Annotated in this window: 14 protein-coding genes; 12 read left to right on the top strand and 2 right to left on the bottom strand. The window is 66.4% G+C overall.

Features of this window, described 5'->3' with window-relative positions:
* Positions 1-111: 111 nt before the first annotated feature.
* The 8 genes from AC0QTX_RS00550 to AC0QTX_RS00515 all read left to right on the top strand — a co-directional run bounded on the left by AC0QTX_RS00550 (position 112) and on the right by AC0QTX_RS00515 (position 10,780).
* Positions 112-1,035, top strand: a complete 924-nt coding sequence (locus tag AC0QTX_RS00550) for a D-alanine--D-alanine ligase (protein ID WP_474601863.1) — start codon at positions 112-114, stop codon at positions 1,033-1,035.
* Positions 1,002-1,988: a cell division protein FtsQ/DivIB gene (locus tag AC0QTX_RS00545; RefSeq protein ID WP_474601862.1), complete on the top strand. Its 987-nt coding sequence runs from the start codon at positions 1,002-1,004 to the stop codon at positions 1,986-1,988. The genes AC0QTX_RS00550 and AC0QTX_RS00545 overlap by 34 nt, the downstream gene beginning before the upstream one ends.
* Positions 1,985-3,307 (top strand): cell division protein FtsA, encoded by a 1,323-nt coding sequence (ftsA, locus tag AC0QTX_RS00540; protein WP_474601861.1) that lies wholly within the window; start codon positions 1,985-1,987, stop codon positions 3,305-3,307. Before AC0QTX_RS00545 ends, ftsA begins: the two co-directional genes overlap by 4 nt.
* A 105-nt stretch (positions 3,308-3,412) precedes the next feature.
* Complete coding sequence (gene ftsZ, locus AC0QTX_RS00535) at positions 3,413-5,092, top strand: cell division protein FtsZ (RefSeq protein WP_474601860.1); 1,680 nt, start codon at positions 3,413-3,415, stop codon at positions 5,090-5,092.
* A gap of 292 nt (positions 5,093-5,384) precedes the next feature.
* Positions 5,385-6,329, top strand: coding sequence for a UDP-3-O-acyl-N-acetylglucosamine deacetylase (gene lpxC, locus AC0QTX_RS00530; RefSeq protein ID WP_474601859.1), 945 nt, complete (start codon positions 5,385-5,387; stop codon positions 6,327-6,329).
* Positions 6,330-6,637: 308 nt separating this feature from the next.
* Complete coding sequence (locus AC0QTX_RS00525; RefSeq protein ID WP_474601858.1) at positions 6,638-7,534, top strand: outer membrane protein assembly factor BamD; 897 nt, start codon at positions 6,638-6,640, stop codon at positions 7,532-7,534.
* 12 nt (positions 7,535-7,546) lie between these two features.
* The gene (recN, locus tag AC0QTX_RS00520; RefSeq protein ID WP_474601857.1) at positions 7,547-9,223 is read left to right on the top strand and encodes a DNA repair protein RecN; all 1,677 of its coding nucleotides are present in this window, start codon (positions 7,547-7,549) and stop codon (positions 9,221-9,223) included.
* Between the two features lie 123 nt (positions 9,224-9,346).
* Positions 9,347-10,780, top strand: coding sequence for a M20/M25/M40 family metallo-hydrolase (locus AC0QTX_RS00515; RefSeq protein ID WP_474601856.1), 1,434 nt, complete (start codon positions 9,347-9,349; stop codon positions 10,778-10,780).
* A gap of 26 nt (positions 10,781-10,806) precedes the next feature.
* Here AC0QTX_RS00515 and AC0QTX_RS00510 read toward each other — a convergent pair whose 3' ends face one another.
* Positions 10,807-11,844, bottom strand: coding sequence for an NAD-dependent epimerase/dehydratase family protein (locus AC0QTX_RS00510; RefSeq protein WP_474601855.1), 1,038 nt, complete (start codon positions 11,842-11,844; stop codon positions 10,807-10,809).
* Positions 11,845-12,874: 1,030 nt separating this feature from the next.
* Between AC0QTX_RS00510 and ligA the strand changes: the two genes are divergently transcribed.
* The 4 genes from ligA to AC0QTX_RS00490 all read left to right on the top strand — a co-directional run bounded on the left by ligA (position 12,875) and on the right by AC0QTX_RS00490 (position 17,017).
* On the top strand, positions 12,875-15,031 hold the full coding sequence (gene ligA / locus AC0QTX_RS00505) for an NAD-dependent DNA ligase LigA (protein ID WP_474602076.1): 2,157 nt from the start codon (positions 12,875-12,877) through the stop codon (positions 15,029-15,031).
* Between the two features lie 46 nt (positions 15,032-15,077).
* Complete coding sequence (locus tag AC0QTX_RS00500) at positions 15,078-15,944, top strand: helix-turn-helix domain-containing protein (RefSeq protein ID WP_474601854.1); 867 nt, start codon at positions 15,078-15,080, stop codon at positions 15,942-15,944.
* Between the two features lie 66 nt (positions 15,945-16,010).
* Positions 16,011-16,721 carry an AzlC family ABC transporter permease gene (locus AC0QTX_RS00495; protein WP_474601853.1) on the top strand — a complete coding sequence of 237 codons (711 nt, stop codon included), beginning with the start codon at positions 16,011-16,013 and terminating at the stop codon, positions 16,719-16,721.
* The gene (locus AC0QTX_RS00490; protein WP_474601852.1) at positions 16,718-17,017 is read left to right on the top strand and encodes an AzlD family protein; all 300 of its coding nucleotides are present in this window, start codon (positions 16,718-16,720) and stop codon (positions 17,015-17,017) included. The genes AC0QTX_RS00495 and AC0QTX_RS00490 overlap by 4 nt, the downstream gene beginning before the upstream one ends.
* On the opposite strand, the gene AC0QTX_RS00485 is transcribed toward AC0QTX_RS00490, so the two are convergent.
* Positions 17,014-18,834, bottom strand: a complete 1,821-nt coding sequence (locus AC0QTX_RS00485) for an aminopeptidase P family protein (RefSeq protein ID WP_474601851.1) — start codon at positions 18,832-18,834, stop codon at positions 17,014-17,016. The genes AC0QTX_RS00490 and AC0QTX_RS00485 overlap by 4 nt on opposite strands.
* Positions 18,835-19,003 lie beyond the last annotated feature (169 nt).

Below are 19,003 nucleotides of genomic sequence, written 5' to 3'. Positions count from 1 at the left end.
ACGATGCGCCAGCCAAGAGAAGGAGCATCGGACCCTCTGGGGCTGATGCTCCGGCCCTGATTCGAATCACTTTTGACCCGGCATCGCCGGGGCACATCACAGGAGAGACCTATGGCGAAGCACGTTGCCATCCTTTATGGCGGCTGGTCGGCGGAGCGCGAGGTCAGCCTGGCTTCCGGCCGGGCCTGCTGCAAGGCCCTCGAAGACCAGGGCTACAAGGTCACTCCCATCGACGTGCAGTCCGATATTGCCACCGTTCTCCAGGCGGTGGCGCCGGACGTGGCGTTCAATGCGCTTCACGGGCGCGTGGGCGAGGACGGGACCATTCAGGGCCTGCTGGAACTCTTAAGAATTCCCTACACCCATTCCGGCGTCCTCGCCTCGGCGCTCGCCATGCAGAAGGACAGGGCGAAGATCGTTATGGAGGCAGCCGGCGTGCCGGTTCCGAAGGGCATGGTCGTTAACCGTCTGGAGGCGGCGAAAAGCCACGTCATGCCGGCGCCCTATGTGGTCAAGCCGATCAGCGAGGGCTCGTCCTATGGGGTCATCATCGTCCGTGAGGACCGCTCCCACCCGCCCCAGGAACTGCTGCGCGAGGACTGGGCCTTCGGCGACCAAGTCCTTGTGGAATCATATGTTGCGGGCCGTGAGCTGACCTGCGCTATCATGGGCGACAGGGCGCTGGGAGTCATCGACATTCGTCCCGCCACCGGTGTCTTCTACGATTACGATGCGAAATATGTGAAGGGGGGCTCCATTCACGTCCTCCCGGCAGAAATTAAACCGAATATTTACCAAAAGGTCCAAGAGTTGGCGTTAACGGCGCATCAAGCGCTCGGCTGTCGGGGAATCAGCCGCGCCGACTTGCGGTACGACGACACGCCCGGAGGAACCGGGGAGCTCGTCGTTCTTGAGGTCAACACGCAACCCGGCATGACCGAGACGAGCTTGGTGCCAGAACTGGCAGCCCATGCGGGCTATACGTTTGGCGAGCTTGTGCAATGGATGGTGGAGGACGCTACCTGCAACCGATGACGGCCTATCCGGCCGGATTCGCCGTTGCGCGCGCTGCCTCCGGGAACCGGGGGCCCGCCTCCTCGTTCAAGCAGCCCTCCCGAATCAAGAAGCTGTTCGGCGCCTCGCGCGGCGTACGCCGCCGCTCCTCGGCTGCTCCGATCGAGCAGCGCCTTCCGCGCTTCCTCGGAACCGGTCTGACGCTGGCCTTCTTCTCGGCGGTCGTCGGCTACGGCCTCTGGCAAGGCGGTCACATCGACGATTTCATCCGCCAGCACGGCGAACCGCACCATGCGCTGGCGCGGGCCGTAGGCCTCGGCCTCGAACAGGTGACGATCTCCGGCATTTCGCAGATGGGCGAGAACGAGGTCCTTGCCGCGGCCGGCATCAATGCGAAGCAGTCGCTCGCCTTCCTCGACGTGAACGACCTGCGCGAGCGCCTCGAGCGCGTCCCGATGGTCAAGTCGGCCGCGGTGCGCAAGCTCTATCCAAACGGACTCGTCATCACGCTCACCGAGCGTGAGGCTCATGCCATTTGGCAGAACAACGGCGAGCTCTTCGTCATCGCGGCCGACGGCACGGTGATCGATCTGATGCAGGACGAACGCTATCTCGATCTGCCCTTCGTGGTGGGCGAGGGCGCCAACGCCCGCAGCAAGGATTACCTCGCGCTGCTCGACGCGGCCGGTCCGCTCAAGAGCCGCATCCGCGCCGGAACGCTCGTCGCCGGGCGGCGCTGGACGCTGAAGATGGACAACGGCATGGACGTGCGCCTGCCGGAGCTCAAGGCCGCCGATGCGCTGGGCCGGCTCGTGAAGCTCGAGAACGAGCAGAAGATTCTGGAAAAGGACGTGCTGGCGATCGATCTGCGGATAGTGGATCGCGTCGTCGTCCGCTTGACGGAAGAGGCCGCCTTGGCCCGCGCCGAGGCACTCAAGAAAAAATTAATGCGCGGCAAGGGGGTCGATACATGAGTCTCTCGGGTCACGGTTTGACGCCTCGCCTGAAGCCACTCTCCGCACGCAAGAGCGCCATTCTCTCGGTGCTCGACGTGGGAACGAGCAAGGTCGTCTGCGTGGTGGCCGAACTGAAGCCGGCCGACGAAGTCGAGTCGCTGCGCAGCCGCACCCATGTGGCGCGCATCCTCGGCATCGGCCATCAGCGGTCCATGGGCCTCAAGGGCGGCGTGGTCGTCGATCTGGAGGCCGCCGAGGCTGCGATCCGCCAGGCGGTGCATGCCGCCGAGCGGATGGCGAAGGTCGAGATCCAGTCGGTGATCGTGAACCTCACCGGCGGGCGGCTCGCGTCCGAGCATTTCGAAGCGCACGTTCCCGTGCGCGGTGCGGTGAGCGAGGGCGACGTGCATCGCGTGCTCGACGCCGCGTCGAGCTACGATCTGCGCCGCGGCCGCACGGTACTGCACGCGCTTCCCACCGGCTTCTCGCTCGATGCGCAGAACCACATCGTCGATCCTGCCGGCATGATCGGCGAGCGCCTCGGCGCGGATCTGCATGTGGTCACCTCCGAGGCGGCTGCTGCGCGCAATCTCATGCTCGCGGTCGAGCGCTGCCATCTCGGCGTCGAGGCGGTGATTTCCACCCCTTATGCGGCGGGCCTCTCGGCGCTCGTGGATGACGAGGCCGACATGGGCTGCGCGGTCGTCGACATGGGCGGAGGCACCACGAGCGTCGGCATCTTCTCCAACGGGCATCTGGTCCACACTGATGCCATCGCGGTCGGCGGTCATCACGTGACCATGGACATCGCGCGCGGTCTCACGACCCGCGTGTCCGCTGCCGAACGGCTCAAGACCTTCTACGGCTCCGCCATCGCTTCGAGCGCGGATGACCGGGACATGATCGCGGTGCCGCAGGTCGATGAGGACGAACGGGACGTTCCGAATCATCTGCCGAAGTCGCACCTCGTTCGCATCATCAAGCCGCGGGTCGAGGAAGTTCTCGAACTCGTGCGCGACCGGTTGAAAGGTGCGGGCTTCGCGGCCCAGGCCGGACGGCGGGTCGTGCTGACGGGCGGCGCAAGCCAGCTCGTCGGGCTGCCGGAAACGGCGCGCCGCATCCTGCAGGGCCAGGTTCGTGTCGGGCGTCCGCTCGGCATCAAGGGCCTGCCAGAAGCGGCGAAGGGCCCTGCCTTTTCGGCGGTGGTCGGCCTCCTGGTTTATCCGCAGGTGGCACACATCGAGTATTTCGAGCCGCGTTCCAGCGGCTTGTTCCAGAGTACGGGAACCGACGGCTACTTCTCACGGATGGGCCGTTGGATTCGCGACAGTTTCTAAGACGAGTAACGCGTTGGCGCGGCGGGCCATCGTGAGAGTTGAAGTCAACAAGGGTTAGCGTCCGCCAAACGCTTATCGGTATAAAGGCCAGAAGAGGCACAGGTCATGGCAATGAATCCTCAATCTCCGGACATCCGGGAACTCAAGCCCCATATCACGGTCTTCGGCGTCGGCGGCGCCGGCGGCAACGCCGTGAACAACATGATTGAATCCGGTCTGGAGGGTGTCGAGTTCGTCGTGTCGAACACCGACGCGCAGGCGCTGGCCTCCTCCAAGGCCCAGCGGGTGATCCAGATGGGCATCCAGGTCACCGAAGGCCTCGGCGCCGGCTCGCAGCCGGAAGTCGGCCGGGCCGCAGCCGAGGAGGTGATCGACGAGATCCGCGATCAGCTCGCAGGCTCGCACATGGTGTTCATCACCGCCGGCATGGGCGGCGGCACCGGCACGGGCGCTGCCCCGGTCGTGGCCCGCGCGGCCCGCGAGCTCGGTATACTGACGGTCGGCGTCGTGACGAAGCCGTTCCAGTTCGAGGGCGTGCGCCGCATGAAGCTGGCGGAAGCCGGCATCAACGAGCTGCAGCAGGCGGTCGACACGCTCATCGTGATCCCGAACCAGAACCTGTTCCGGGTCGCCACCGAGAAGACGACCTTCGCGGACGCCTTCGCCATGGCCGACCAGGTGCTCTATTCGGGCGTTGCCTGCATCACCGACCTCATGGTGAAGGAAGGCCTCATCAACCTCGACTTCGCCGACGTGCGCTCCGTCATGCGCGGCATGGGCAAGGCGATGATGGGCACCGGCGAAGCCTCCGGCGAGAAGCGCGCCATCCGCGCGGCCGAGGCGGCCATTGCCAACCCGCTCCTCGACGATGTGTCGATGAAGGGTGCGCGCGGCCTGCTGATCTCCATCACCGGCGGCAACGACCTCACCCTCTACGAGCTCGACGAGGCTGCCACCCGCATCCGCGAGGAAGTGGACCAGGACGCCAACATCATCCTCGGCGCCACCTTCGACGAGAGCCTGGAAGGCATCATCCGCGTGTCCGTCGTGGCGACCGGCATCGACCATGCGATCATGGAGAACGGCGGCGATCTCACGGCCACCGAGCAGCGCATCTCCGAGGTCGCCGAGCGCCTGCGGGCCGAAGCCCGCGCCCGCGCCACCCAGGCCACGCCGACCTTTCGCTCCGCCGCCCAAGCCGAACCGGTGAAGGCGGCTCCGATCCTGACCCAGGGCTCGCCCGTTCTGGCCCCGGCTCCCGTGGCGGCGCTTCAGCCTGTGGAGCCCGCTCCCCAGCCGATCGTGCGCGACGACGTGGTCCTCACCCCGGCCCAGCCGCGGCAGGCGGTTGCCTATGAGGCTCCGGCCCCTCAAGCGTCGGTCTACGAGGAGCAGGTGGAGCCCGGCGCCTTCATTCCGCCTCAGGCGGAGCGGGCCATGCGTCCGGCCCGGATGCCGCGCATCGACGAGCTGCCCATGCCGGGACAGGTCGCCCTGCGCGCCAGCCGCGGCGAGGAGACGGCCCAGGAGCACAAGCCCTCGCTGATCCAGCGTCTCGCGACCATCGGCTTCGGCCGCCGCGAGGAGCCGCAGCAGGCTCCCGTCGAGTCCCGCCAGGAAGCCCCGCGCCAGCCCATGTCCTCGGTGCACGCCGAATACGCCCGCCGGCCCATGCCGGCCCAGGCGCAGCGGCCGCCGCAGGGCCAGCCGGCTCCGGCTCCCCGGGCTGCTTCCGAGGATGATCAGCTGGAGATTCCCGCCTTCCTCCGTCGCCAGGCCAACTGATTAGGCCCGACAGCGCCGCCACGACCGTTACGGAAGGCCCCCAGCCGGTTGCAGGCTGGGGGCCTTCGTCGTTAAAAAGCATTAATATCAGAGGCTTGATACATATCCTCTTTGTAACACACGGTAAGAAAGCGTGATTTGGCCTGGCCTGACAGCGGGACTATGGTGCCAGCACATCAAAAGGGGCAGCGCTCACAAGAAGCCTGCCGCGGGAAGCAAAACGCAGCCAATGCACCTTCCTTCGGCGAAACAGGCTCTGTCAGGCGACAAGGGTAGTTGAGGTCCAGGACACATGAAGCAAAGCCAGCAAACCACGCTTCGCGCCGCCGTGACCCTTATCGGAACTGGTGTCCATTCCGGGGATGAAGTGAAGATGATCCTTCATCCGGCTGAAGCGAACCATGGCATTGCTTTCCTCCGCACCGGCCTGCCGGGCGGCCTGGACCGGCTGATCGATGCTCGGCATCTGGCGGTGACCGCCACCGAGCTCTGCACGGTGATCGGCGACCGCGACTCGGGCGCGGTCGCCACCATCGAACACCTCATGGCGGCTCTTGCCGGCCTCGGCATCGACAACGTTCTCGTCGAGATCGACGGGCCGGAGGTGCCGATCCTCGACGGCAGCTCGGCGCCGTACATCGATGCCATCGACCAAGTCGGCATCACGGCTCAGGGCGTCACCCGCCGCTACATCAAGGTTCTCAAGCCCGTCCGCGTCACGCAGGGCCGGGCCTTCGCCGAGCTTCTCCCGAACGAGCGGGCTTTCCGTCTCGACGTGGAGATCGATTTCCCGACTCCGGTGATCGGCCGCCAGCGCAAGGCCATCGATCTGTCGCCGTCCGTGTTCCGCCGCGAGATCTCCCGCGCCCGCACCTTCGGCTTCATGCGCGATGTGGAGAAGCTGTGGAGCGCCGGTTTCGCGCTCGGCGCCTCCCTCGAGAACACCGTGGCCATCGGCGACGACGGCATCATGAACCCCGAGGGTCTGCGCTATGCCGACGAGTTCGTCCGGCACAAGCTCCTCGACGCCATCGGCGATCTGTCGCTCGCCGGCCTGCCGCTGCTCGGCACCTACCGCTCCTATTGCGGCGGTCACCGCATGAACTTCTCCGTGCTCGAAGCCCTGTTCTCGAGCCGCTCCAACTACGCCATCGTCGACGCCACGCCGCGCCGCGAGACGGGCTATGCGGAGATCGGCAATGCGGTCGCTTCGGTTTTCGCTCCGGAAGTGCACTGAATCCTTCCCTTGAGACGCCGCTTCGATCTTCCTGGCCTCAAGCGCCCATTGGCCGCATGATTTCATGCAGGCTTTCTTAATTCCTATTGGGTAAACCCTGTGCTATGGGCTTGGCTCTTCCCATATACTTGGGCCAGCGCATCGTGCGGAAAAGCGGATCCGGTTTTCCCCACAAAACGGTGCGCCAGCACAAAGGGTTGAGCGTCGGATGGGTTCCAAAAGTGCCTTCCACTTTTGGGTCCGATGCTCTAAAGAACGCTTGATGCACCGTTAAAACATCGGGCACGGTTTTTGGAGGACCGCGAAGCATGTCGTTCGCGAAGGCTTATTCGGGTATGAAAGGCGCGGTCGCCCGCGCCCTGATCCTTGGCGTCTGCGGCTTGGGGCTCGCGGGGTGCGAAACTCTTTCGTCGCTGAACCCATTCGAGAAGGATACGACCTACAAGCCCGAGATCGTGTCGAATGCGCCAGCTGAGGAGATCTACAACGATGGTCTCGCCCGGGTGCAGAAGGGCGACTTCGACGGCGCGGCGAGCAAGTTCAGCAGCCTCGACAAGCAGTACCCCTATACGGACTGGGCCCGCAAAGGCCTGATCATGGAGGCCTACGCCAATTATGAAGGCGGTCTCTATGACGAGGCCATCACGGCTTCCCGGCGCTATCTCCAGAGCTATCCCAACACCACGGATGCGGCCTATGCCCAGTATCTGATGGCCTCATCCTATTACGATCAGATCCCGGACATCACCCGCGACCAGGAGAAGTCCGAGCGCGCCATCCTGGCGCTGCAGGAGCTGATCCAGCGCTATCCGAATTCCGAGTACGTGTCCGACGCCAGGAAGAAGATCCAGGTGGCCAGCGACCAGCTTGCCGGCAAGGAGCTGGAGGTCGGCCGCTTCTATCTGCAGAAGCGCAACTACGCGGGCGCCATCAACCGCTTCCGCAACGTCGTGTCCCGCTACCAGACGACCCGTCACGTGGAGGAGGCGCTCGAGCGCCTCACCGAGGCCTACATGGCCATGGGCATCGTCAACGAGGCGCAGACCGCCGCCGCCGTTCTCGGCCACAACTTCCCCGACTCTCCTTGGTACAAGGATGCCCACGCCCTGCTGACCCGGGGCGGCGTAGAGCCGCGCGAGGACTCCCAGTCCTGGATCAGCAAGGCCTTCCGCGGCGTTCCCCAGGTTGGTCAGCGCACGGGCTAAGCCTCACCATCCATGCTCATCCAGCTGGCGATTCGCGATATCGTCCTCATCGACAGGCTAGAGCTTCACTTCCATGAGGGCTTAAGTGTCCTCACGGGTGAGACCGGGGCTGGCAAATCCATCCTGCTCGATGCCTTCGCCCTGGCCCTCGGCGGCCGCGGCGACGGCAGCCTCGTGCGCCATGGCGAGAACCAGGGCCAGGTCACGGCCGTGTTCGATTGTCCCGTGGATCATCCGGCCCGTCGCATCGCGTCAGATGCGGATATCGACATCGACGGCGACCTGATTCTGCGCCGCGTGCAGGTGGCCGACGGGCGTACCCGCGCCTTCGTCAACGACCAGCCGGTGAGCGTCCAGGTTCTCAAGGCCATCGGCGCGACCCTGGTCGAGATCCACGGCCAGCATGACGACCGCGCCCTCGTCGATCCCGTCTCCCACCGGGCCATCCTCGACGCCTTCGGGGGCCTCTCGGCGGAGAACCTGGCCGTGGCCGAGGCCGCACGCCGGGTGCGCGAGGCGCGCTCCGCCCTGCAGGACCACCGCAACCGCATCGAGAAGGCCCGCAAGGAGGCCGATTTCCTGCGCCACGCGGTTGAAGAGCTGACCACTCTGAACCCGCTGGCAGGCGAGGAGGAGAGCCTCGCCGAGCGGCGCGTGATCATGATGCAGTCGGAGAAGGTGGCCCAGGATCTGAACGAGGCCTATGAGGTCGTCGCCGGCAACGCATCCCCGGTCAACGAGCTCTCGGCCGCCGTGCGCAAGCTGGAGCGCCGCGGCGCCCAGGCACCGGCGCTGGTGGAGCCCAGCGTCAAGGCCCTCGATGCGGCCCTCGTCGCCATCGACGAGGCGCGTGCGTCCCTGGAAGATGCGATCCGCGCCACGGAATACGACCCCCGCGAGCTGGAGCAGACGGAGGAGCGCCTGTTCGCCCTGCGCGCCGCCGCCCGCAAATACAACGTGCCCGCCGACGAACTGGCAGCCCTGCGCCAGCGCTTCGAGGAGGATGTGGCCGCCATCGATGCCGGCGAGGAGAAGCTCGCCGGCCTGGAGAAGGCCCTGAAACAGGCAGACGATGCCTATGTGAAGGCCGCCAAAGCATTGTCTGCCGGCCGCAAGAAGGCCGGTCAGGCCCTCGACGCCGCCGTGCAGGCCGAGCTGCCGCCGCTCAAGCTGGAGCGGGCGCGGTTCATCACGGAGATCACCACCGACGAGACGAGCCGCGACGCGGGCGGCTTCGAGCGCGTCGAGTTCTGGGCCCAGACCAATCCCGGCACCCGCGCCGGTCCACTCATGAAGGTGGCCTCGGGCGGCGAGCTCTCCCGCTTCATGCTGGCCCTCAAGGTGGTGCTGGCGGACAAGGGCTCCGCCCCGACCCTCGTCTTCGACGAGATCGACACCGGAGTCGGCGGCGCCGTGGCGGATGCCATCGGCCAGCGCCTCGCGCGCCTCGCCCGCAAGGTCCAGGTGATGGCCGTCACCCACGCGCCGCAGGTGGCCGCCAAGGCGGAGAGCCATTTCCTCATCGCCAAGGAGGGGGTGCGCGGCACCGAGGACCGGGTCGCCACCCGGGTCATCCCTCTGGAGGCCACGCCGCGCCGGGAGGAGATCGCCCGCATGCTCGCCGGCGCGACCATCACTGAGGAAGCCCGCGCGGCCGCCGCGCGGCTGCTGGAAGCGTCAGCGCATTAGGGCGGCCCGCGCCCGAGGTCTCACGTCTGTGTGAGGGCACAGGCTGCCGCACTTGTTGCGGGGAGCGCAAACCCGATTTCCTTTGGACGCACCACCAGGTGCGGTCATGGAAATGAGCCCCGCGTGCCCCGATTGCAGACGAACATCCGTCGAACCGCCCTTGCCGCCTGTGTCGCCCTGACGGGTGCAGGATCGTCCCACGCCGATGTGGGCCTGCCGGCCTCTGCAACGCAAACCGACCCTTTCCGCCATGTCCAGGCTCTGCAGGATATCGCCACGGCGAGTGGCGGCAACAGGGCGGCCGGCATGCCCGGCTACGACCGCTCCGCGGACTACGTCGCCGATGAGCTGCGCGCCGCCGGCTACACCGTGCGGTTCGAGGAATTCACCTTTCCGTTCTTCGACGAGCGGTCCCCGCCGGTTCTCGTCACCAGGCCCGGAGAGCCCGACTCGGTCACGCCGCCCCGCGAGGCGCTGCGCACCCTGGCGAGTTCCGGCTCCGGCGACGTGACGGCGCCAGTCCAGGCGGTGGATCTGGCCTTGAGCGAGGAGCCTCTGCAGACATCCACGAGCGGCTGCGAGCGAGAGGACTTTGCAGGCTTCACCCCAGGCCACATCGCCCTCGTGCGGCGGGGCACCTGTCCGTTCCAGACCAAGGCGGAACTGGCCCAGGCGGCGGGAGCCGCAGGCCTCGTCATCATGAACCAGGGCACCGGCGACCAGACCGGCACCTTCGGCGGACGCCTCGCCACCCAGGCGGCGATCCCCGTGCTGGGCGTGGCCACCGAGGTGGGGCGCCGGCTTGCCGAGGCGGCACGGGATCCGTCGCGCAGCCGCGTGCGCCTGAAGGTCGATGTGGAGACGGGCACCCGCTCGACCCGGAACGTCCTGGCGGATCGCGGCGAGGCGATCGGCCGCCTCATCGTGGTGGGAGCCCATCTCGACAGCGTTTCCGAGGGACCCGGCATGAACGACAATGCCAGCGGTTCGGCGGCCGTTCTGGAGACGGCCCTGCGCCTTGCAAAGGAGCCCGCGACCGCCACGCCGATCCGCTTCGCCTTCTGGGGCGCGGAGGAACGCGGCCTCATCGGCTCGCGCCATCACGTCGATGCCCTGTCGGACGAGGAGCGGCGCCGGATCCGGTTCTACATCAATCTCGACATGGTCGGCTCGGTGAATTTCGGGCGCTTCATCCAGCTCTCGCAGACGGAGCGCACCGCCGAGACCGCTGGCATCATCCAGGCCTTCACCGACAGCTTCGAGTCGAAAAACCTGCCGGTGGAAGAGCGGTCCCGCAACCAGCGCGGCTTCGGCTCTGACGATGCGGCTTTTGCTGCCAAGAACATTCCGACGCTCGGCCTCTTCACCGGCGCCGGCAATGCGAAGAGCGACGAGCATGCCGGGCGCTTCGGCGGTCAGGCCGGGCAGCCCTACGATCCCTGCTATCACAAGGCCTGCGACAATGCGGAAAACGTGGATCGGGTGGTGCTCGGGCAGATGACCGATGCGCTGACCCAGGTGCTGCGGAATGCGCGGCCGATCATGCCGGATCGGTAACCAAGCAGGATCGCTTTTCCTGCCGGTTAAACGGCCGCATCGGCCTCAACCGAGTCCAACAGCGTAGCCTCCTTCTCCGGAGGCATTCCGGCCTTCAGGGGCGTTGCACGGCGGGTCCTGTCCCAGGCGAGAATGTTCTTGAGCGTTTCATCCCACGGCCGGGTGTGAAGCCCTTGTGCGAATGCCTTTTGCGTATCGATCTCCAGAAAATGGCGGAACGGCTCGTCTGATCGTGGCAGCCAGAGGGGAACCTCGCTCCAGGGCTCGAGGCCCGCGGCCAGCACTGCGTCATCCGGGCACCAGACGAACCGCGCATCCGATCCTGCCACGCGGCGGCATGAATCGAGGAGGGCGCTCATGGGAAGGGGACGGCCGGTGAGGTTGAAGACTCCGCCCAACCCTCTCTCGGCACCCTCGACGGTGAAGCGCGCGGCATCGCGCACATCGATGAGCTGAACGAGCCGCTGCGGATCCCCGGGAGCCGGGACAAGCCCGCCCAGATCCACGCGGCGCACCCAATAGGTCAGCCGGTCCGTGTAATCCCCCGCGCCCACCAGGAGCCCGGAACGAAGAATGAGCGCCCGGTAGCCTAGACGCTCGATGGCCACCAGCTCGCACTCGCGCTTCAGCGGCCCATAGGCCGTGCCGTAGGATGCCGCGCTGGAGCGCCGCTCCACCGGGAGCGACCGGGCGAGGTCCAGCTGCTCGGGCGTTGCGCGGCTCGTAGGCGCCTGTTCCGTCAGGCCGGGCCTGGCGAAATCCGCATAGACCGAAGCGCTCGACACGAGCGCGTAACGGCCGATGGTGGGGGAGAGGGCCTCGAGCAGGCTTTCCACGGCATCGGGCGCGAAGGCGCAGGTATCGACGACAAGGTCGAAGGTTCGGCCCCTGAGGGCCGAAAGGTCGTGGTGCCGGTCGCCGACAATCGTCTCGAAGCCGGCGCCAACCGCCGGATTGACGGTCTGGCCGCGGGTGAAGACCGCGACCCGGTGGCCGGCTTTAAGCGCGGCCTCCGCAACCGCCCCACCCAGAAACCCCGTTCCGCCGACCACGAGCACATTCATTGCAGGCATCCCGACTCACGTTGAGCTCCTGCCTATGAGGGTGGAGGTTCCTCGGGAGGTCAACTTCCCGCAACGGCAGCTCTGAAAAGCCGATCCCGCCATCGCTAGCCTTGGTCCGGTGATCCCAGCATTCATCCGTGCGAAGACGTCATGGCCGCAACAGGTGCGGCCATGACGGCCAGGGTGTCATCTCCTGCGAGCGGAGCGAGGGAAGGCGATCCACTGGTACGCTCAGCATTATGGGTTTCCTTCCCCTTCGCTGCGCTCCGGCCGAGAATGACACCCTTCCCATCCTGCCACCCTGTTCGTCATCCCCGGACCCGGTCCGGGGATCCACGTCTTTGCAACGCAGTAGTTCTCAAAGACGTGGATGCCCGGGACGAGCCCGGCCACGACAGCGAGGGCGAGTTGACGTTCACTCTTTGTTCTTGACAATTCTCCTAACCTTGGCTATAGGTCTGGGTGTCCTGCCTCACGAGGGGCGCGCCCGAGGCGTCGGTTGTGGAGGCGGGATCCGGTTCTGACAGGCCAGGGGCGTCGCACCCCCGGGCGGTCAGGGTCCTTTCGTGGAGGAGGCAGAAAGACCGACCTGTTCGGGCAGGCTCCTGTCTCCGCTCCTCCCAGGCCTTGCCGGCACCGGTGCACCCGGGGCTGCGCACGATGCGCCGTGAAGCTCTCTGAGGGTTCGTCCCTGATGGGCTGGAGCGCGAGGCTCAGGGTCGAAAAGCCGTGCGCGGGAGGCGGGTGCTTCCCGTCCGGGCGGAACTCCCGTCCCGATCCGATCTTCGCCCGCTCCACCGGAGTGAAGCGAAGCAGCCTTGCTCCCGCGCTTCCCTCAAGCCCGAGACAAGCCAAGACAAAGCCCACAGCCACCAGCCCCACAAAGGGGAGGGAACGCTCTCACGCGGCCTTAAGGAATGGGTCATCACGAGAGAGGAGAATGCCGGAAACAGGTGAAACCTCTGTGGTGCGCCCTGGAGACTCCAGCGCCGAGCGCTATGGTTCAAGCACCCTCAAACCCGATTCGATCATGCCCCCACACAACACCTCCTCAAAGCCCGTCGATCACCTGACGCCCGATGAAGCCCGTGCCGAGCACGAGGCCCTGGGCACTGAGATCGCAGAGCATGACCGGCGCTATTACGAGGAGGACGCGCCCAGCGTCTCGGATGCGGAATACGATGCCTTGCGCAAGCGCTACGAGGCCCTGGAGGATCAGTTTCCCGAGCTGAAAAGCCCTGAGAGCCTGACCCAGAAGGTGGGCTCCAGGGTGTCGGAGAAATTCGGCAAGATCCGTCATCGCGTACCGATGCTGTCGCTCGCCAACGGCTTCGCGGACGAGGAAGTCGAGGAGTTCGTCGAGCGCATCCGCCGCTTCCTCAACCTGAAAGACGATGCGGCGCTGGCGTTTACGGCGGAGCCCAAGATCGACGGTTTGTCGCTCAGCCTGCGCTACGAGAGCGGAAAGCTCGTCTCCGCCGCCACCCGCGGCGACGGCGCGGTGGGCGAGGACGTGACCAACAATGCCCGCACCGTGGGCGACATCCCGCACAAGCTCAAGGGCTCGGGCGTTCCGGAGGTCTTCGAGGTGCGGGGCGAGGTCTATCTCTCGCACGAGGATTTCGCCGCCATCAACGCGCGTCAGGAAGCGGCCGGCAAGGCGCTCTTCGCCAATCCGCGCAATGCGGCGGCGGGCAGCCTGCGCCAGCTCGATGCGTCGATCACGGCTTCGCGCCCGCTTCGCTTCTTCGCCTATGCATGGGGCGAGGTGAGCGCCATGCCGGCTGACACGCAACACGGCATGATGGAGTGTTTCAGGAGCTTCGGCCTCACGGTCAATCCGCTGACGCGCCGCTGCGAGAGCATTGCGGAATTGCTGGAGCATTACCACGCCATCGAGACCGACCGCGCCAATCTCGGCTACGACATCGACGGCGTCGTCTACAAGGTGGATTCCTTGAGCCTGCAGCAACGCCTCGGCTTCGTGTCGCGCTCGCCGCGCTGGGCGCTGGCGCACAAGTTTCCCGCGCAGAAGGCAATGACGGTGCTGGAAGGCATCGAGATCAATGTGGGCCGCACGGGCTCGCTCAACCCCATTGCGCGCTTGAAGCCCGTCACGGTCGGCGGTGTCGTGGTGTCGAACGCGACGCTGCACAACGAGGACTACATCAAGGGGATCGGCGGAAACGGCGAGAAGATCCGGAGCGGCGTCGACATCCGCATCGGCGATACGGTGGTGATCAACCGTGCCGGCGACGTGATCCCGAAGGTTCTTGACGTGGTGCTGGAGAAACGTCCCGCGGATGCCAAGCCTTACGAGTTTCCCACCACATGCCCGGCCTGCGGCAGCCACGCGGTGCGCGAGGTCAATCCGCGTACGGCTAAGGAGGATGCGGTGCGCCGCTGCACCGGCGGCCTCATCTGCCCGGCGCAGGCGCGCGAGCGCCTGAAGCATTTCGTGTCGCGCAACGCCTTCGACATCGAGGGACTGGGCCTGCAGCGCATCGACGAGTTCTACGAAGAGGGATTGATCCAGCGCCCGCAGGACATCTTCACGCTTCAAGCACGCAATGCGCGCAGCCTCAAGCGATTGGAGAACCGGGAAGGGTGGGGCGAGACGAGCGCGAAGAACCTGTTCGCGGCCATCGAGGCGCGCCGTTCGATGTCGCTCAACCGCTTCATCTTCGCGCTCGGCATCCCGCATGTGGGCGAGACCTCGGCGCGACTGCTGGCGCGCCATTTCGGCACCTTCGAGCACCTGCGCGAGATCGCCAAGGCTGCGGCCGACGAGACCTCGGAGGCGCATGCGGAACTCACCTCCATCGGCGGCATCGGGCCTGTGGTAGCGGAGGCCATCGTCGAGTTCTTCAAGGAGAGCCACAACGAGGAGATGCTCGATGCGCTGCTCGCTGAGGTCACCACGGAGCCGATGGAGGCGCCGGCCTCCGCGAGTTCCCCGGTCGCCGGCAAGACCGTGGTGTTCACCGGCTCGCTCGAGCAGATGACCCGCGAGGAGGCCAAGGCCATGGCCGAGCGCCTCGGCGCCAAGGTGGCGGGTTCCGTGTCCAAGAAGACCGATATCGTGGTGGCCGGCCCCGGCGCGGGCTCGAAGCTCGCCAAGGCGGCCGAGCTCGGTCTCCAGGTCATGGACGAGGACGGCTGGTTCGCCCTCGTCGGGCGGGGGTGAGACTCCTGTCCAAGACTTGGCAAGCCCGATGTGGCATGGTGCGCCCATGACGGTGATCACCCCGGAGGTCTCGCTCGATCCTGCCCAGGTTGGAGCGGGCGACGTGACGCATTTCTGGCGGGTGCCGCGCTATCGCGGCCTCGACTGCCTGCGCGCGACCTTTCGCCGTCACGCTTATGCCCGCCACAGCCACGACACCTACGCCATCGCGGCGGTGCTGGCCGGCTGCGAGACCTTCTTCCATCGCGGTGAGCAGCGTTATGTTCCGGCAGGCTGCGTGGCGGTCGTCTGCCCGGACGAGATCCATGACGGCGAGCCCTATGGCGGCGGCTTCGAGTATCGCACCTTCTATCCCTCGCCGGAGCTGATGCAGGAGATCGCCGAGGACGTGGCGGGCCGTCCGCTCTCCCGTCCGCCCTGGTTCCGGCATTCCGTCATCGACGATCCCGAGCTGTTTCAGGCTCAGGTCAGGCTCCATGCCTGCCTCTGCCAGGAGGACAGCTGGGCCTCCGAGATGGAGCAGGACACTCGGCTTATCGATTTCCTGAGCCGTCTGATCGCCCGCTGGGCCGATCTCGGTGCCCTGCCGAGCGTCCGCTACGGATCAACGAGCATCCTGCGGGTGCGCGATTACCTCGATGCGCATATCGGCGAGGAGGCGGATCTCGCGGGCCTCGCCACCCTGGCGGGGCTGTCGCGCAGCCATTTCATCCGCGCCTTCGCCAAGGAGACCGGGCTGACGCCCCATGCCTATCTCCTCGACCGGCGCTTCCGGGCCGCGACCCGGCTGCTGGGGCAGGGCGAAGCTCCGGGCGAAGTGGCGGCCGCCTGCGGCTTCTTCGATCAGAGCCATCTCAACCGCGTGTTCAAGGCTCGCATGGGCGTGACGCCGGGGGCTTATCGAACTGCTTGACACAGCACTTTCATCCAAGACGTCCGGGCATTCCTCCCGCATAAGGCCAGGGCAATGAGGAATGTCATGGATCAGGCAAGCCCCTTCGTCTCAACCCCGCGCCGGGATATCCAGGCGGGCCTGCGCGACATCGCGCCGGTGGCCGTTGCGGCCCTTCCCATCGGACTCCTGTTCGGCGCGGTCGCTGCCGCCAAAGGGATGTCGACCCTCGAGGTCGGCCTCATGTCCGCCCTGGTCTTCGCGGGCGGTGCGCAGTTCGCCGCCATCGAGACCTGGATCAGTCCTGCGCCCATCCTGACCCTCGCCTTCGCTACGCTGCTGATCAATGCGCGGCACGTGCTGATGGGGGCGTCGCTGACGCCGAAGGTTCGCATGTCGCGGGTCCAGACCCTGCTGGCCTACTTCTTCCTCACCGACGAGGCCTGGGCGTTGTCCGAGCGCCGCGCGCTGGAACGGCCTGTGACGGGAGCCTACTGGTTTGCCATGGCCGTGGTGCTCTGGGCGAACTGGACGCTGTCGTCGACCATCGGGGCGATCCTGGGCTCCTTCCTCGGCGACCCGGAGCGCATAGGCGCGGACTTCGCCTTTACGGCGCTCTTCATCGGCCTTGTGGCCGGCTTCGGGAAGAGCCGCGTGACCCTCGTCACCGTGGCTGTCAGCGCGGCCGTCGCAGCCCTCGTGCACTATTTCATTGGCGCTCCCTGGCACGTGGCATCGGGCGCACTCGCGGGCATTGCCGCAGCCTATCTCGCAGCACCTGAGGAGGCGCGCTCATGAACCTCGACACGACGACTCTGACCGCCATCCTGGCCATGGCGGTGGTCACCTATCTCACGCGCATCGCAGGCCTCTTCGTGGCCGACCGCCTCGTGCTCACGGGGCGCGCCAAGGCCGCCTTCGACGCCATTCCGCCGGCGGTGCTGGTTGCCGTGATCGCACCGACCGCGCTCACCACCGGATGGGCGGAAGCCATCGCGGCCGCCATCACGGCAGTCGCAGCGTTCCGGCTTCCGCTGCTCGGCACGGTGGCAGTCGGCGTAGTCGCCGTCGTGGTGCTGCGGAACCTGCTCTAGCCGATGGGCTGCGTTGCGTTCTCCAACCAAGCGCGCGTCTCGGCATCGAGATGCGGCCCAATCTTCTCGCGCACCGCTGCATGATACGCGTTGAGCCACGCGATCTCGTCCGCGGTCATGATCGCGGGCTCCACGAGGCGCAGGTCGATGGGCGTGAAGGTGAGCGTCTCGAATCCCATCATCTCGCGGTCGCCGCCGGGGATCGTGCGCGGCTCGACGAGGATGAGGTTCTCGATGCGGATGCCGTAGGCGCCGGGCTTGTAGAAGCCGGGCTCGTTGGACAGCATCATGCCGATCTCCAGCGGCGTGTGGCCGGTCTTGGCGATGCGCTGCGGGCCCTCGTGCACGGAGAGATAGCTGCCGATGCCGTGGCCCGTGCCGTGATCGAAATCGAGGCCCGCTTCCCACAGGGGCTTGCGCGCGAAGGCGTCGATCTGCGCACCGGTCGTGCCTTTCGGGAACACCGCCTGGGCGATGGCGATATGGCCTTTCAGCACGCGGGTGAAGCGGTCCTTCATTTCCGCTGTCGTCTCGCCCACGATGACCGTGCGGGTGATGTCCGTGGTGCCGTCCTCGTATTGAGCACCGGAATCGATCAGGAATATCTGATTGCGCTCGATGGAGCGGTTGCTCGAACTGGTGACGCGATAGTGCGGCAAGGCGGCATTGGGGCCGGCGCCTGAAATGCTCGGGAAGGAGATGTTCTTCAGCGCGCCCGTCTCGACGCGGAAGACCTCCAGCGCTTCCACCGCGTCGATCTCGGTCAGCTTGCCCGACGGAGCCTCACGGTCGAGCCAGGCGAGGAAGCGGGCCACTGCCACCCCGTCGCGCAGATGCGCCGCATGGGAGCCTGCGATTTCGGCCTCGTTCTTCACGGCTTTCATGAGGGCAATCGGGTCAGCCCCCACATCGACCGTGCCGCCCGCCGCCTCGATGCGCCGGATCAGGGCGACTGCGCCGGTTGCCGAGTCGACGCGGATCCTGCCGCCGGTTCCACCCAGCTCGTCGAGAGCGCCCTGGAAGCCGCTGATTGGCGCGAACGCGGCGAGGTCGCCGACCGCGTCGCCGGCCTCGTTCGTCACCTTCACTGGGTCGAAGAACAGGCTGGCGCGACCCTCTCTGGGGAGAATGGCGTAGCCGAGCGGCAGGGGGGTGTGCCCCACATCGCCGCCGCGCAGGTTGAAGGCCCAGGCGAGGTTGTGCGGGTCGGAAATGACGAGAGCGTCGATCTTGGCCTCCGCCATCTTGCGGCGGATACGCTCCAGCTTGGCGGGCGCTGCTTCTCCGGCATAATCGTGGGGATGCGGCCGCACCGGCGCCTGCGGTGGAGCGGGGCGGTCGATCCAGATCACGTCGACGAGGTTCATGTCCACGGGGGCGAGCCGCCCGCCGGCCCGGCTGACCGCCTGTTCCAGCCGCTTGAGCCCGTCGCTGGTGTGAAGCCATGGGTCATAGGCGAGGGTGCCGCCCTGGGGCAGGTTTTCGGCAATCCAGTCCTCGGGGGTGAAGTCGGCGAGTTGAACCGGCGTGATGACGGAGGTGTCCACCTGCTCTGCCGCCTGGACCGTATAGCGACCGTCGACCACGAGAGCGGCCTTGTTCTGCAGGACGACAACCGTCCCGGCCGAGCCTGTGAACCCGGTAAGCCACGCCAGACGCTCCGCGCTCTTCGGCACGTACTCGCCCTGATGCTCGTCGGCGCGGGGCACGATGAACCCGTCGAAGCCCCGGCGAGCCATTTCGGCACGGAGCTTGGCAATGTGCTTGGGTCCTTGGGCGGGAGAGGTCGTGTCATCGAAGAACTGGAACTGAGCCATGGAAAGCAGCACCGGGCATCGCAAATGAAGAGGTCTGCACGCTAGGCCGGAGCGAGCGCGGCCGCAACTGCAATGGCCCGGGAAGAATGGCTGCGCGTTCAGGCAGAGTGCCCGAGAATTATGCGTCGGGTGACTAGGTGTTAATCAAAATTAGCGTTGTCCTGCAGAT

Source organism: Microvirga sp. jy35 (assembly GCF_056148915.1).
This window is presented reverse-complemented; position numbering and strand designations above follow the sequence as displayed.

Excerpts from the sequence above, each read along its gene's own strand:
- AC0QTX_RS00550 (WP_474601863.1), top strand. The coding sequence starts at position 112 with ATGGCGAAGCACGTTGCCATCCTTTATGGCGGCTGGTCGGCGGAGCGC.
- AC0QTX_RS00545 (WP_474601862.1), top strand. The coding sequence starts at position 1,002 with ATGGATGGTGGAGGACGCTACCTGCAACCGATGACGGCCTATCCGGCC.
- ftsA (WP_474601861.1), top strand. The coding sequence starts at position 1,985 with ATGAGTCTCTCGGGTCACGGTTTGACGCCTCGCCTGAAGCCACTCTCC.
- ftsZ (WP_474601860.1), top strand. The coding sequence starts at position 3,413 with ATGGCAATGAATCCTCAATCTCCGGACATCCGGGAACTCAAGCCCCAT.
- lpxC (WP_474601859.1), top strand. The coding sequence starts at position 5,385 with ATGAAGCAAAGCCAGCAAACCACGCTTCGCGCCGCCGTGACCCTTATC.
- AC0QTX_RS00525 (WP_474601858.1), top strand. The coding sequence starts at position 6,638 with ATGTCGTTCGCGAAGGCTTATTCGGGTATGAAAGGCGCGGTCGCCCGC.
- recN (WP_474601857.1), top strand. The coding sequence starts at position 7,547 with ATGCTCATCCAGCTGGCGATTCGCGATATCGTCCTCATCGACAGGCTA.
- AC0QTX_RS00510 (WP_474601855.1), bottom strand. The coding sequence starts at position 11,844 with ATGAATGTGCTCGTGGTCGGCGGAACGGGGTTTCTGGGTGGGGCGGTT.
- ligA (WP_474602076.1), top strand. The coding sequence starts at position 12,875 with ATGCCCCCACACAACACCTCCTCAAAGCCCGTCGATCACCTGACGCCC.
- AC0QTX_RS00500 (WP_474601854.1), top strand. The coding sequence starts at position 15,078 with ATGACGGTGATCACCCCGGAGGTCTCGCTCGATCCTGCCCAGGTTGGA.
- AC0QTX_RS00495 (WP_474601853.1), top strand. The coding sequence starts at position 16,011 with ATGGATCAGGCAAGCCCCTTCGTCTCAACCCCGCGCCGGGATATCCAG.
- AC0QTX_RS00490 (WP_474601852.1), top strand. The coding sequence starts at position 16,718 with ATGAACCTCGACACGACGACTCTGACCGCCATCCTGGCCATGGCGGTG.
- AC0QTX_RS00485 (WP_474601851.1), bottom strand. The coding sequence starts at position 18,834 with ATGGCTCAGTTCCAGTTCTTCGATGACACGACCTCTCCCGCCCAAGGA.